The sequence below is a fragment of the Niastella populi genome, assembly GCF_002078015.1.
Classification (GTDB): domain Bacteria; phylum Bacteroidota; class Bacteroidia; order Chitinophagales; family Chitinophagaceae; genus Niastella; species Niastella populi.
This window is the reverse complement of the sequence record NZ_LWBP01000112.1, coordinates 1-13,573: the sequence shown is the minus strand read 5'-3', so window position 1 is coordinate 13,573 and position 13,573 is coordinate 1. Positions and strand designations below refer to the sequence as shown.

The 13,573-nt window shown below is 45.6% G+C and carries 15 protein-coding genes; 2 read left to right on the top strand and 13 right to left on the bottom strand.

Going from position 1 to position 13,573, the window contains the following annotated elements:
• Positions 1-146: 146 nt before the first annotated feature.
• Positions 147-2,072 (top strand): T9SS type A sorting domain-containing protein, encoded by a 1,926-nt coding sequence (locus tag A4R26_RS10910; RefSeq protein ID WP_081163813.1) that lies wholly within the window; start codon positions 147-149, stop codon positions 2,070-2,072.
• A gap of 99 nt (positions 2,073-2,171) precedes the next feature.
• Positions 2,172-4,064: a T9SS type A sorting domain-containing protein gene (locus tag A4R26_RS10905; protein WP_081163812.1), complete on the top strand. Its 1,893-nt coding sequence runs from the start codon at positions 2,172-2,174 to the stop codon at positions 4,062-4,064.
• Between the two features lie 115 nt (positions 4,065-4,179).
• On the opposite strand, the gene A4R26_RS10900 is transcribed toward A4R26_RS10905, so the two are convergent.
• The 13 genes from A4R26_RS10900 to A4R26_RS10830 form a co-directional block, all read right to left on the bottom strand.
• Positions 4,180-4,830 carry a toxin-antitoxin system YwqK family antitoxin gene (locus A4R26_RS10900; protein WP_133054631.1) on the bottom strand — a complete coding sequence of 217 codons (651 nt, stop codon included), beginning with the start codon at positions 4,828-4,830 and terminating at the stop codon, positions 4,180-4,182.
• 244 nt (positions 4,831-5,074) lie between these two features.
• Positions 5,075-5,500: a type II 3-dehydroquinate dehydratase gene (gene aroQ, locus A4R26_RS10890; RefSeq protein WP_081163809.1), complete on the bottom strand. Its 426-nt coding sequence runs from the start codon at positions 5,498-5,500 to the stop codon at positions 5,075-5,077.
• Positions 5,501-5,564: 64 nt separating this feature from the next.
• Complete coding sequence (carA, locus tag A4R26_RS10885) at positions 5,565-6,674, bottom strand: glutamine-hydrolyzing carbamoyl-phosphate synthase small subunit (RefSeq protein ID WP_081163808.1); 1,110 nt, start codon at positions 6,672-6,674, stop codon at positions 5,565-5,567.
• 248 nt (positions 6,675-6,922) lie between these two features.
• Entirely contained in the window at positions 6,923-7,429 is a 507-nt protein-coding gene (rplQ, locus tag A4R26_RS10880; protein WP_081163807.1) for a 50S ribosomal protein L17, read from the bottom strand.
• A 179-nt stretch (positions 7,430-7,608) separates the two neighbouring features.
• Positions 7,609-8,610, bottom strand: a complete 1,002-nt coding sequence (locus A4R26_RS10875) for a DNA-directed RNA polymerase subunit alpha (protein ID WP_081163806.1) — start codon at positions 8,608-8,610, stop codon at positions 7,609-7,611.
• Between the two features lie 129 nt (positions 8,611-8,739).
• A complete protein-coding gene (gene rpsD, locus A4R26_RS10870; protein ID WP_081163805.1) occupies positions 8,740-9,345 on the bottom strand; it encodes a 30S ribosomal protein S4 in 606 nt (201 codons plus the stop codon).
• A gap of 150 nt (positions 9,346-9,495) precedes the next feature.
• Positions 9,496-9,900 (bottom strand): 30S ribosomal protein S11, encoded by a 405-nt coding sequence (gene rpsK, locus A4R26_RS10865; RefSeq protein ID WP_081163804.1) that lies wholly within the window; start codon positions 9,898-9,900, stop codon positions 9,496-9,498.
• A gap of 203 nt (positions 9,901-10,103) precedes the next feature.
• Positions 10,104-10,484, bottom strand: a complete 381-nt coding sequence (gene rpsM, locus A4R26_RS10860) for a 30S ribosomal protein S13 (RefSeq protein ID WP_081163803.1) — start codon at positions 10,482-10,484, stop codon at positions 10,104-10,106.
• A 109-nt stretch (positions 10,485-10,593) separates the two neighbouring features.
• A complete protein-coding gene (gene ykgO, locus A4R26_RS10855) occupies positions 10,594-10,710 on the bottom strand; it encodes a type B 50S ribosomal protein L36 (protein ID WP_010519235.1) in 117 nt (38 codons plus the stop codon).
• 27 nt (positions 10,711-10,737) lie between these two features.
• Complete coding sequence (infA, locus tag A4R26_RS10850) at positions 10,738-10,956, bottom strand: translation initiation factor IF-1 (RefSeq protein WP_081163802.1); 219 nt, start codon at positions 10,954-10,956, stop codon at positions 10,738-10,740.
• A gap of 212 nt (positions 10,957-11,168) precedes the next feature.
• Positions 11,169-11,576, bottom strand: coding sequence for a hypothetical protein (locus tag A4R26_RS10845; RefSeq protein WP_081163801.1), 408 nt, complete (start codon positions 11,574-11,576; stop codon positions 11,169-11,171).
• A 216-nt stretch (positions 11,577-11,792) separates the two neighbouring features.
• Positions 11,793-13,091 carry an MFS transporter gene (locus A4R26_RS10835; protein WP_081163799.1) on the bottom strand — a complete coding sequence of 433 codons (1,299 nt, stop codon included), beginning with the start codon at positions 13,089-13,091 and terminating at the stop codon, positions 11,793-11,795.
• A gap of 106 nt (positions 13,092-13,197) precedes the next feature.
• Complete coding sequence (locus A4R26_RS10830) at positions 13,198-13,452, bottom strand: hypothetical protein (protein ID WP_133054630.1); 255 nt, start codon at positions 13,450-13,452, stop codon at positions 13,198-13,200.
• Positions 13,453-13,573: the final 121 nt, after the last annotated feature.

The following is a 13,573-nucleotide window of genomic DNA, read 5'->3' as shown; positions in this document are numbered from 1 at the left end:
TAATAGATCCTTGGTTACGTGTTGACGCTAGGCAGGTTCTGATTGTTCCTTCCTTTCTTTATTATGTACCTCCCATATTCCTTTGAAACAATACCTCCAATTTCTATGCACGGGATTCTTGCAAAACTCTAAAGACACATATATTTATGAAGAAGGTTACCTCTACTCTCACTACTTTACTCATATGCCTGTACGTCAGCGCCCAGGTTGGCGTGCCGGATGGCGGTTTTAATACCACCGGCACCGTCATAAACCCGTTGAACGCCGCGGATGATTATGGCCAGGCAGTAGCTACCTACAGCGACGGCCGTGTTGTTGTCGCTGCCTATAATACTGACAAGTGGTTTACATTCTTACGGTATATGCCCGATGGCACCCTGGATCCCAATTTCGGTACCGGTGGCCTTGTTAAAGTTAGAAATTCAAACGACGACGCAATTGCCTATGCTATTACGGTATTAAGCGATAACTCGCTGCTTGCAGCCGGTTATGCCTGGAACCCCACCAACTCAACTTTTGATATGGCATTGGTGAAGCTGGATGAAAATGGCGCCCCCATCACCACCTTTGGCCCCCAGGGAAACGGCTGGATCCTTACACCCGTTGGTACTGCCAGAGACGAAGCCCGTAGCATAGCCGTTCAAAGCGATGGTAAAATTGTACTCGCAGGATATATCAATAATGGAACAGACAATGACTATGCGGTAGTACGCTATACATCCAATGGCATTCTTGAAACCGGCGTTGGCGCATTTGGCGGCGGCACCGGCAAAGTAACTACCCATATCAATGGTGATGATGAAGCTTATAGCGTGGCGATACAATCAGCCGATCAAAAAATAGTTGTTGGCGGTATAACCAATGCCAGCGCCACCAACTCAAACATTGGTGTAGTACGTTATAATACAGATGGAACGTTGGATGCAGCCCCCGGTAACTTTGGCACCGGCGGTATCGTTGACCTCGATTTAGGTAATAACGGCGCAGGGTCAACCGACGAGGTGTACAAGATCGCTCTGCAGGCCGATGGCAAAATAGTGATGGCCGGAATGAGCAAAGGCGTTTCTTTCTCAAACTATGATTTTGCAACCATTCGTTTAACCACAACCGGCGCGCTTGATCCTGCATTTAATGCAACCGGCGCTATTGTCAACCGTGCGGGAGGTTTTACAGCAGCCGGCATTGCACTTTTCAACTATGGCCCATCAAACACCGACGAAGGCTCCCGCACCCTGGCCCTCCAAAGCAATGGCGATATCCTGGTAGGCGGAGATTCACAAGGCGGCAGCTCTACTTTTGCGTTTTTACTTTTACGTTACAATTCAGATGGCACCCTCGATGATACTTTTGATGGCAGTAGTAATAGTAATGGGGTAATTTTTTACGACATTTCAGGCAACCGCGATTATGGCTATGATATAGCATTATTCGGTAACCGCATCTATTTTACCGGTTCAACGGGAGAAAACGGTTCAAAAGACCTCGCCCTCATTGCCATCCAGAACGACGGCGCCCCGCTTCCGCTGGTATTATCACAGTTCTATGCGCAAAAACAATCCAGCAAAGTGGTGTTGCAATGGCAAACCAGCAGCGAAGAAGGCGTAAAACAATTCGTTATCGAGCGCAGCAATGATGGCAAATCGTTTAAAGCCATTGGTACAGTTGCTGCAACAGGCAACAGCACCATCACCCGCAAATATTCTTTTGCCGACAATTCGCCATTTATTTCTGCCAGCAACTACTATCGCCTGCTGATGCAGGATGCCGACGGGAACTTCAAATACAGCAAAATGCTCATCATTAAATTCGACGGACAGCTGAGCACCGACATGAAGGTTTATCCCAGCATGGTAAAAGATATTTTGCAGGTACAGCTGCCCGATGGCATGAACGGGAATATCGGTATCCGGATCATCGATATGAACGGCCGTGTTATAAGAAAGAACAACATAGCCGGCGATGGCCATGCCCTGAACACTACCATGGATGTAAGCACGCTGATAAAAGGTGTTTATATCATTAAGGCAACAGCCGGTAATGTTTCGGTAACCAGCCGCTTTACAAAACAATAGGCTATAAGCCAGGTTTTGCTTACTTCATAATCCTCTGAAAAAACTGTTTTCCAATTTCTATGTGCTTTTGTACATTCTAAAAGTCACAATTATAAATTTATGAAGAAGTTTACCTCAACCATTACAATGGCTTTCCTTTGCCTGTACGTAAACGCACAGGTTGGCAGCCTGGACCCTACATTCAACGCGTCGGGAACACCAGGATTCAGGATCGATAATGCATCCGGCACACCAGACGGATATGAATTTGCAACAGCGATGGCAATTACATCGGATGGCAAATTATTAGTTGGCGGACGTGCTGAGAACGACAATTATTTCCTTATAACCCGGTATACAATGGCCGGTGAAATTGATGCCACATTTGGCACCGGGGGCGTGGTGAAAGTACGCTCGGAAGTAAATAACTCCGCTCGCGGTTATGGCATGGTGCTTCAACCCGATGGCAAAATAGTAATGGCAGGCTGGAACTGGCCTTCTACTATTGATTTTTGCGTAATGCGTTTCAACGCCGATGGCAGCTTTGACAATACCTTCGGAACAGGCGGAAAAGTAACTACGCCAATAGGCGCCGGCAACGATGAAGGAACCAATGTGGCCCTGCAAAGCGATGGCAAAATAGTGGTAACAGGCTCCAGCTTCAATGCCTCAGGCAATACCGATTATGTAGTTATTCGATATACATCTACCGGCGTGGTAGATAGCACATTTGGCACCAATGGTATTGTAACTACAGATATCAATGCTTACGATATTCCGGAAGGAATTGCGATCAATAATGCCACCGGCGCCATAACAATAGCCGGCACCAGCAATTCAGACTATTCCCTATTAGGAACCCATCATACCGGTAATGGAGATTTCACCGTGGTACGATATACATCTACCGGTGCGCTCGACGCCTCATTTGGCACTGGTGGTATAGCAACCTTCGATATCAGCTCCGGTTCAGCCGATGCGGCACATGGCCTGGCGGTTCAACCCGATGGTAAACTGATAGTGGCCGGCACAACGGTAAGAACAGTAAATAATAAAGATGTGGTTGTATTACGGTTAACGACCGCCGGCGCGCTGGATGCAAGCTTTGGCACGGGTGGCGTAGTAATCGAAAACTATGATGGTGTCAATTCTGATGACGATTGCCGGAGCGTAGCCCTGCAAAGCGATGGCAAGATCGTAATTGGCGGCAACGTTGACGCTTTCCCCAACACAACAGGTTTAAAACCAATAGGCCTGATGTTGATGCGTTTTACAAATAACGGTGTACTCGATCCCTCATTCGATGGAGATGGAAAAACAGCAGCCAATATAGCATACACAGATAATGATTTCGGTATGGCACTTGTCCTGAGTGCTAACCGTATTTACCTGTCTGGTAGCAGCGGTCAACCCAAAGACCTGGCGATAGCCGCATTCCAGAACACTGTGGGCGGGGCGCTTCCACTGGTGTTGTCACAATTCTATGGACAAAAACAAACCAGCAAAGTGGTATTGCAATGGCAAACGGCCAGTGAAGAAGGCGTAAAACAATTCGTTATCGAGCGCAGCAATGACGGCAAAACGTTTAAAGCTATTGGAACAGTTGCCGCAACAGGCAACAGCACCACTACCCGCAAATATAATTTTGCCGATAATTCGCCATTCATCTCTGCCACCAACTATTACCGCCTGTTGATGCAGGATGCCGATGGCAGCTTCAAATACAGCAAAACGCTTAACATTAAATTCGATGGACAGCTGAGCACCGACATGAAGGTATACCCCAGCATAGTGAGAGACATTTTGCAGGTACAGTTACCCGATGGTATGAAAGGAAATATCGGTATCCAGATCATCGATATGAACGGCCGTATTATAAGAAGGAACAACATAGCCGGCGATGGCAGTGCCCTGAACACTACCATGGATGTAAGCACGCTTGTAAAAGGTATTTATATCATAAAAGCTTCGGCAGGTAATACTACCGCGATCAGCAGATTCACGAAGAACTAATTAGCTAATTAGCAAATTGGAAAATGTGCAAATGCAAAAGGCCCGCGACTACGTCGCGGGCCTTTTGCTATAATTGTATTTCATTTGCACATTTGCTAATTATCACATTTGCTAATTAACCTCCGGTGCTTCCATCCTTATACCGTACCCTTTTCTTACCCGAATTCTTCTTTTCAAACTCTATCACTTCTTTGGGTTTGGCTACCGGTTTTTTTTCAGTTGTTACGGGCGCTTTTGCTTCTTCTTCGAGTTTTCCCAATGTATATAACTCTGAACGAATTACCCGGCCCGTTTGAGGATCATAGTACTTCCAGATGCCGTGTTTAATGGCCGCGCCCTCGTTTTTGACGACCACCGTGCGGTAGGTATTGAATTTGTCGGGGTCCTCGATCTCGAGGGTATCATATTCCTTGTCAGGGTTCAATGCGCGCCAGCTTTGCTCGAGCCTGAGTGCTCCATCCTTTGTAAAATAACGGCAAATACTGTCCTTTAAACCCCATTTATAGTATTCAATGCCTACGAGGTCGCCCATAAGGGTAAACAACCGCCACTCACCTTCCTTGCGGTCCTTTTCGAACCAGCCTTCTTCCTCATACCCGGGCTCGCCGCGTACCTGGTCGTAATGCAGTTTCCACGGCCCCCATTTACGGTTTATTTTATCCACCCGGTTAAGGGTATCGCCCGATGAAGTCAGTTTATAACTTTTCCATTGGGCAAAACTGCTCAGGGAAAACACCAGCAGGAACACTAATAATATCGATCGCATCTTTAACAGGTTTGTAATGGTAATAAACAACTTGATCTTCACAATAATAACGCCAATCCTAATTATTTCATTGCCAGTCTGGAATAGGCTCTTTGTTAAAATTAACCATTATCCTGCGGATGTAGGAATTTGGAGATTGAGGGATTGGGGGATCGTGGGATTGGGGAATTTTGGATTTCGGGATTTTGGGAGTTGTTATAGAGCTCAAACCAATATACATCTCAAAATCAGAAATTACGTCTTCCTATCCTTTAAGGCCGATTAGGTACTGCATTGCCAGCTCGTAGCCCTTCAGTCCCAGCCCAATAATGCTGCCGGCCGATTTGCCCGATACGTGGCTTAACTTGCGAAACTCTTCCCGTGCATGTACATTGGAGATATGTACTTCAACCACCGGGGTCTTTATGCCGGCGATGGCATCGCCAATGGCTACTGAAGTGTGGGTATAACCACCGGGGTTCATAATAATGCCATCATAATCGAATCCTGTCCGTTGCAATTCATTGATGAGCTCGCCTTCTACATTGCTCTGAAAATAATGAATATCAACCTGCGGATATTTCTCTTTCAACGTCACCAGGTAATCGTCGAATGACATGCTGCCGTAAATACCGGGTTCGCGTTTGCCCAGCAGATTCAGGTTTGGACCATTGATGATGGCTATTTTCATATTGAGTATAAGGTGTGCCACACTTTCCCTGGCGATGGGAACATAAGTGTGGCACACATTCAGTTTAGTTCATGTGTTCTTTGATCAGGTTGATAAAATCATCGAACAGGTAGCGGCTGTCGTGCGGGCCGGGCGTGCTTTCGGGGTGGTATTGCACCGAAAAAGCCGGCTGATCTTTCAGCTTGATACCTTCAATTGAATTATCGTTCAGGTTCACGTGGGTGATCTCTACATTCTTTGCCTTTTTCACGCTCTCGGGGTCAACACCAAAGCCATGGTTCTGCGTGGTTACCTCACATTTGCCGGTGACCAGGTTCTTCACCGGGTGGTTCAGTCCGCGGTGGCCGTGGTGCATTTTATAGGTTGAGATATCGTTTGCCAGGGCAATCAACTGGTGGCCGAGGCAAATGCCGAAGGTTGGCTTTTTCTCTTTTAGTACGTCCTTCACGGTAATGATGGCATAGTCCATTGCTGCCGGGTCGCCGGGACCGTTGGAGATAAAGTAACCATTGGGCGCGAATTTCTTCAGTTCGCTGATCGGTGTTTTGGCGGGGAATACTTTTACATAGGCGCCGCGTTCAACCATACATTGCAGAATGTGCTGTTTGGTACCGAAATCAAGCACCGCGATCTTCACCGCTGAACTGGGATCGCCCAGGGTGTAAGGCTCGGCCGTGCTCACTTTGCTGGCCAGCTCCAGACCGTCCATGTTGGGCTCTTTCGCCAGTTCTTTCTTCAACTGGTCGATGTCGAGTATTTCAGAAGAGATGATACAGTTCATAGCGCCCTTTTCACGAACATGCGTTACCAGCGCGCGGGTATCAACACCTTCTATACACACGATATTATTTTTGATCAGATACTGATCGAGCGATTCAGTAGCCTGTTTACGGCTGTATTGTTCTTCCAGGTTACGACCGATCATACCTCTGATCTTAACACCGTCAGATTCAACATCAGTGTCTTTGGTGCCATAGTTACCTACGTGCACGTTGTTCATGATGACGACCTGGCCATAGTAGCTGGGATCGGTAAAAACTTCCTGGTAACCGGTCATCCCGGTATTAAAACAAATTTCACCGGCTGTAGTGCCTATTTTGCCAAAGGCTTTTCCGTAATGTACGGTACCATCTGCCAATAGTAATACAGCGGGTTTTTGAAGCGTGTTCGACATTGTCTAAAAAAAAATTTTGCAAAAATAACACAATAATTAATTATTTCTGATTTTAAGATTTAGAGATTCTGGGGATTTATAATTATTTAAGACATAGAACCAATCTCACCATCTCAAAATCCCGAAATCAGAAATCCCAAAATGCATACTCCATTACCTCAGGGTTGCATCCTGAACATCAATTTAATTTCAAAAAAAAAGCAAGACTGTTAAAAGTCTTGCTCCTTTATAAAACAGTTCGATCATTTTTACTTTGCTGCTTTTTTAGCTGGCTTTTCTTCTGCTGCTTTTTCTTCTGCAGGAGCGGCGGCAGTATCTTCAGCTTTTTTACGGCTTCCACCACGACGTGTTCTTTTCGCAGCTTCTTTAACTTCGCCTTTTCCTTTACCGTAGATCTCGTTATAGTCAACCAGTTCGATCATTGCAGTTTCAGCGTTATCACCTACGCGGATACCCAGCTTAATGATGCGGGTATAACCACCAGGACGACCACCTATTTTCTCAGCGATGGGTCCGAACAGTTCGGTAACCGCTTCCTTGTTTTGCAGGTAGCTGAATACTACGCGGCGTTGGTGAGTGGTGTTATCCTTAGCTTTAGTGATCAGCGGCTCAATGAACTTGCGCAGCGCTTTTGCTTTAGCTAAAGTGGTGTTGATACGCTTGTGTCTGATCAACTCAGAAGCCAGGTTCTTCAGTAACGCCTTCCGGTGAGAAGCCGTTCTGCCGAGATTGTTGATTTTGTCTCCGTGACGCATGACGATGTTTGTTTTACCGACTGTACCGTGTCAGGAATTACAGTCTACAATTTATAAATGTGATAATGTGATAATTCGATAATTTGATAATGCTTTGAGGCCCGGCAGCTCCTATAAAATCGAAGCTCATGCGTAAGCATTCACTAAGCCAGTATTCCATTATCACATTAGCTAATTAACTAAAGTTCTTCCTTATCCAATCCGAGTTTGCTAAGGTCCATTCCGAAGTGCAAACCTCTTTCAGCAAGCACCTGCTCAATTTCAGCAAGTGATTTTTGTCCGAAGTTCCTGAACTTCATCAGGTCTTCCTGCTCGTATTGAACCAACTCGCTTAAGCTGTTGATCTTGGCAGCTTTCAAACAGTTGAAAGCGCGCACAGACAGATCGAGATCTTCGAGCGGAGTTTTCAGGATCTTGCGCAGTTGCAGCATTTGCTCATCAACCACATCTTCTTTCTTGTCTTCCTTGTTATCGAAAGTGATGTTTTCGTCGGTGATGATCATCAGGTGCTGGATCAGGATGCGGCTGGCCTGTTTCACCGCTTCTTCAGGATGAATGGTGCCATCGGTAGATACGTCCATGATCAGTTTTTCGTAGTCAGTGCGCTGTTCAACACGGGTGTTTTCAATAGCGTACTTTACGTTTTTGATCGGCGTGAAGATAGCGTCAGTGGGGATGTAGCCGAATGGTGCATCTTTCACTTTGTTATCTTCAGCAGGAACATAACCGCGACCTTTTGAAATGGTCAGCTCGATGTCGAGCTTTGCAGATGAATCCAGAATACAGATCAGCAGATCCGGGTTCATGATCTCGAAGTTTTGAGTAGCTTCTCCGATCATACCGGCTGTGAACTCTGATTTATTTTTAATGCTCAACGTCACTTTTTCCTGGCTCACTTCATGATCTACTTTCTTTTTGAACCGAACCTGTTTCAGGTTCAGAATGATCTCCAGCACATCTTCGGTGATTCCTTTGATGGTGGCAAACTCGTGGTCTACGCCTTCAATGCGAATACCTACGATTGCAAACCCTTCCAATGAACTCAACAATACCCTGCGCAAAGCATTACCGATGGTTACACCGTAACCAGGCTCTAACGGGCGAAACTCAAACTGAGCTTCGAATTCCGTTGCTTTTTGTAAAACTATTTTGTCAGGTTTCTGGAAATTTAAAATGGCCATATTTTAAAATTTCGATTTTTTACTTCTTTATAAAAAGGTAGCTGTGACTTTGAGTTGTGCGTATCAGTCGCGAACCGGACATTCCGGAAATCCTTTCACGTTTGCCGTTTCACGTTTCACGCTTCCCGATTATTTACTATACAACTCAACAATCAACTGCTCCTTAATGTTCTCTGGAACGCTTTCACGCTCTGGATAAGCTACGAAAGTACCTGTCATTTCAGTTTCGTTCCAATCGAGCCAGCTGAACTTTTGGTTCTTACCGCGGAATACGCTGGTAATAGCTGTATTTCCTTTATCCTTTTCCTTGATGCTGATGATATCACCTGGTTTCAACTGGTAAGAAGGAATGTTCACTACAAAACCGTTAACAGTAACGTGTTTGTGAGAAACCAGCTGACGGGCGCCGGGACGTGAAGGAGAAAGACCCAGGCGGTAAACTGCATTATCCAAACGGGCTTCCAGCAATTTGATCAGGTTTTCACCGGTAACACCTTTGATACGGGCAGCCTCTTCAAATGTTTTGCGGAATTGTTTTTCCAGAACGCCGTAAGTATATTTAGCTTTTTGCTTTTCTTTTAACTGCAATGCATACTCACCGGGCGCTTTACGTCTTTTTGAAGGACCATGCTGACCGGGAGGGTTGCTGTTCTTTGAAAGATATTTACCATTGCCTAAGATAGGCTCGCCGAAAATACGGCAGATTCTTGTTTTTGGACCAGTGTAACGTGCCATGTTGTTATTAAATAGATTTTTTGGTGACGGTACACGATCCTAAAAATCTTAAAAATCAATCGTGTACCCTTTTAATATTTAGAGATTTCTGATTTGGCGATTTCGGGATTTTACATCTAAAAATCAACAAATCAGAAATCAGCAATTTCATTATACTCTTCTCTTTTTGGGAGGACGGCAGCCATTGTGAGGCAGCGGAGTTACGTCCTTGATCATAGCTATTTCAATTCCGTTCTGAGACAGACCACGGATCGAGCTTTCACGACCAGCGCCGGGACCCTTTACATATACGTCAACTTTCTTCACACCTGCATCGAAGGCTGTTTTGGCAGCATCGGCTGCAGCCATCTGAGCGGCGTATGGGGTGTTCTTTTTAGAACCTTTGAAACCCATTTTACCGGCACTGCTCCAGGAAATAACCTGGCCATTCTTGTTGGTAATGCTGATGATGATGTTGTTGAAGCTTGCTGAAATGTGAACATCACCGTAGGTGTCCACCTTCACAATCCTTTTCTTCGCAGCGGCTTTTGCGCTGGGTTGTTGTGCTTTTGCCATAATTGTTTACAGGTAATCTTGTTTTAAAATAATCCCATTTGCATGGAAACCAGATCAACACTCCACCTGCACCGGGTATCCGTAGCTGACCTGTTATATTGGTGCATATAAAAAAGCCTCAAGCCACAAGCTTCAGGCTGCAAGCAATACAAATACATTTTGTATTTTGCCTGAAGCCTGCAGCTCGCAGCTTACAGCTAATATTATTTCTTAGGTGCTTTCTTTTTACCGGCAACAGTTTTCCGTTTTCCTTTACGGGTACGGCTGTTGGTACGTGTACGTTGTCCACGAACAGGTAATCCTTTACGATGACGTAACCCACGGTAGCAAGCGATATCGAGCAGGCGCTTGATACTCATTTGCACTTCTGAACGTAACTGACCTTCTACCTTAAATTCGTTGGTAATAATGTTACGGATTGCGTTCAGTTCATCATCATTCCACTGATGAACTTTCTTGTCCAGCGCAATACCTGCTTTTTCAAGGATGTACTGGGCAGTTGAACGGCCGATCCCAAAAATATAGGTAAGACCAATTTCGCCTCTTTTATTCTTGGGTAAGTCTACACCGGCAATACGAGCCATAGTTCTTGTTTATTGTTTGTTGTTTGTAGTTTGTTGTTCATTCAATCGATCGGCCAAACAAACTGCAACAGCATTTATTGCATCTTGCCAGTTGTCTATAGCCAATTGATTACCCTTGCCTCTGCTTGAAGCGGGGGTTCTTTTTGTTTATAACGTATAACCGGCCTTTTCTACGCACAATTTTACAATCTGCGCTACGCTTTTTAATAGATGCACGAACTTTCATAACATTTATTTATTTACAGTGCTTTACTTATTTATACCGGAAGATTATCCTTCCTCTCGTCAAATCATAAGGGCTCATCTCTACCCCCACTTTATCACCGGGTAAAATCCTGATGTAATTCATCCGCATTTTGCCCGAGATCGTAGCCAGTATTTCATGCCCGTTCTCAAGTTTTACCCTAAACATGGCGTTCGATAAAGCTTCTATAATAACTCCATCCTGTTTAATCAGCGGTTGTTTACCCATATAATTTTAAGGAGCGCAAAGATATGATTATTGAAATAAAAAAGGAAAAAAATAAGAAAGAATTATAAATAACGAGGAAAAATGAAAAAATAATTCCCTATAATCCTTCGCAAATATACAAAAAAAAACAAGGAATGCTGCCCGCCGAAGCTTCATCCATCGCCCGGGCCCAACACTCCTTGCCAGTTTATAAAAATTTGAAAATTAATACATTAATGCACATTTGCCGGTATCAGCTCCACCTTGGTCATCTGGTAGTAATGGTTTTGCAGCTCATGTACATTGATGGGCTGGTTCAAAAACCGGTGATCTTCCCGCCACCAGATCTCCATGTTCGAAAAATCGCCTTTTTGGGGCAATAAAACCCTGAAAGAGTCGCGCATGTACTTCACCGACCCATTCCCGTCCTCGGCTTTTGTAAAACCAAGCCTGCCCATTTGCTCGTCATTCAAGGCAATCGGGTACAACTGGTCGGGGGTATACCAGAATTCCTGCTCACCGCTTTCAACACACACTTCCTTATCTTCCCGGTTCAGCTCCTTTACCATTCCTTCACGCCGTTGGCCTTCGTATTCAGCCAGAACAATATCTCCGAATTTAAGCTCTGAAAATTTGATCATATGACAGCATTTTTTGTTGATTTCCAATTTACAAAAGGCTTGTCACATAACAATATTTTAGTTTCAACATGTATCCGCCGAATATAGTGAACCGTTTCAGGTAACAGGTAAACCGTCACCAGTCTGCCTTTTAACGGGTTCCGGGTGGCGCTGTACCAATTCAGGATGCCAAAAATGGCGGGTTCTCCCAACAACAGGCGATCGGGTAACCCGTAACTATTCAATTACAAACGCTTCCACAGGCTCCTTCGAAGTTTCTTTATGCGCACCCACGCCCGCCATCTTCCCGGCCACCTGTTTGTTTACGAAGTACAACATAACCATCACCACCAGCATTGAAGCTATAACAATGATACCCAGCGTGCTGTAATGCTGCAATTTTTGATCGGGCCCTTCGGTTATCACCTGTCCGGCCACAAAAGCCGCCAAACCACCCGCAAACTGCTGAACCGATGAGTTGATGCTCATGAACGCTCCCCTGTCCTGCGGCTGCGGAATGGCGCTCACCAAGGCCGTTGAGGTGGCCATTCTTGCCAAAACCCCTGCAAACATGAGCACATTGATGGAAATGACAACCGCCAGCGGCGTAACGCCGAGGTTGGTATAAATGGCCACCATGATCATTGTCAAAATGCTGCCGCCTGCAAAAACACTGTATTTGCCCAGTTTATCGCCGAGGTAACCGGTGAGCGGACCAAACACAAAGGAAAATACCCCTGAAACTCCGTATAAAACCGGCAGGTCTTCCTGCCTGATGCCGAGGTTCCTGATACTGAAATCACTGCCAAATGGCATCAGCATAAAACCGCCGGTTGCCAGCAGGGTGGTAGTCAGAAAGGCCAGCAGGTAATTGGGGTTCGAAACGGTTTTCCGCATATGCACAAAGGCATTATGATTGTTCTGCAACGCCAGATGGGCGTTCACCGGCTTCATTTTCAGCGCAATAATGATCCCCGGAATAATGCCCGCGATAACGATCATCCAGAATGGCGCGTGCCAGGCGAACTTATTGGCGAGGTAGAGCCCAATGGGCAGTCCCAGCACCTGGCTGGCGGCAAAGGCCATTTGAATAAACCCCATTACCCGGCCCCGCACTTCCATGCGGAACAGATCGGTTACAATGGCCATACTTACCGAGCCTATAACGCCACCGAAAAGACCGGTCACGATGCGGGCGCCCAGTAAAAAGTAATAGTTTGGCGCCATAGCGCATAATGCGGTACCAATTAAAAAGCCGGTATAAAAGAAGATGAGCAGTTTCTTACGGTCGAACCTGTCGGCAAAACCTGCAGCCAGCAACCCCGAAACACCCGCGCTGATGGCATAGGCCGATACCGCAATCCCGAACTGGGCCGGGGTAATCTTCAATTGCGGGCGGATAATGGCGCCCAGCGGCGACATCACCATAAAGTCGAGAATAACGGTGAACTGCAAAAAGGCTAAGATGGCTATCACAAAAACCTCATAGCCCGAAAAGGAAGGTTTCGCGGGTTTGGTTAAATTGGTTTGGTTCATTTGATGTGTTTATTTGATTGGACAGATGCCGCCCATGTCGTAGAACAGGTGGTTTCCCCCATCCCCGGTACAATCGGAATGACGTTTCCTCTGGTTTTAAATTTTATTAGTCGGGCAGTTCTTCACAGATATATCCGGCGCCGGTAACCAGGCGGATGATATCTTCAGGCAATAGCCAGGCGGTTTCGATCCGCAGCACATTGTCTATATCGTGCTCGTCGACATTCCACCTGAGAATGCCGGGTGTTTCGCCCATAATGGGTGAAATATGCCAGATGTCCTTTGCAGACAACAGGTTGGTTTTAAAAACCAGCACCTGTATGTTTTGTCTGGAATAAGAAGGAGGTTTAATGTTATTCATATAAATGAACATTCATTTAGTTAATAGCCTAAAAGCTGAACGCGGAACGCCTGATGCCCCCGGGATGAAAATAGCGTTAAGCCTTAAGCATTAAGTGTCGTATAGCATAACATAGGATACA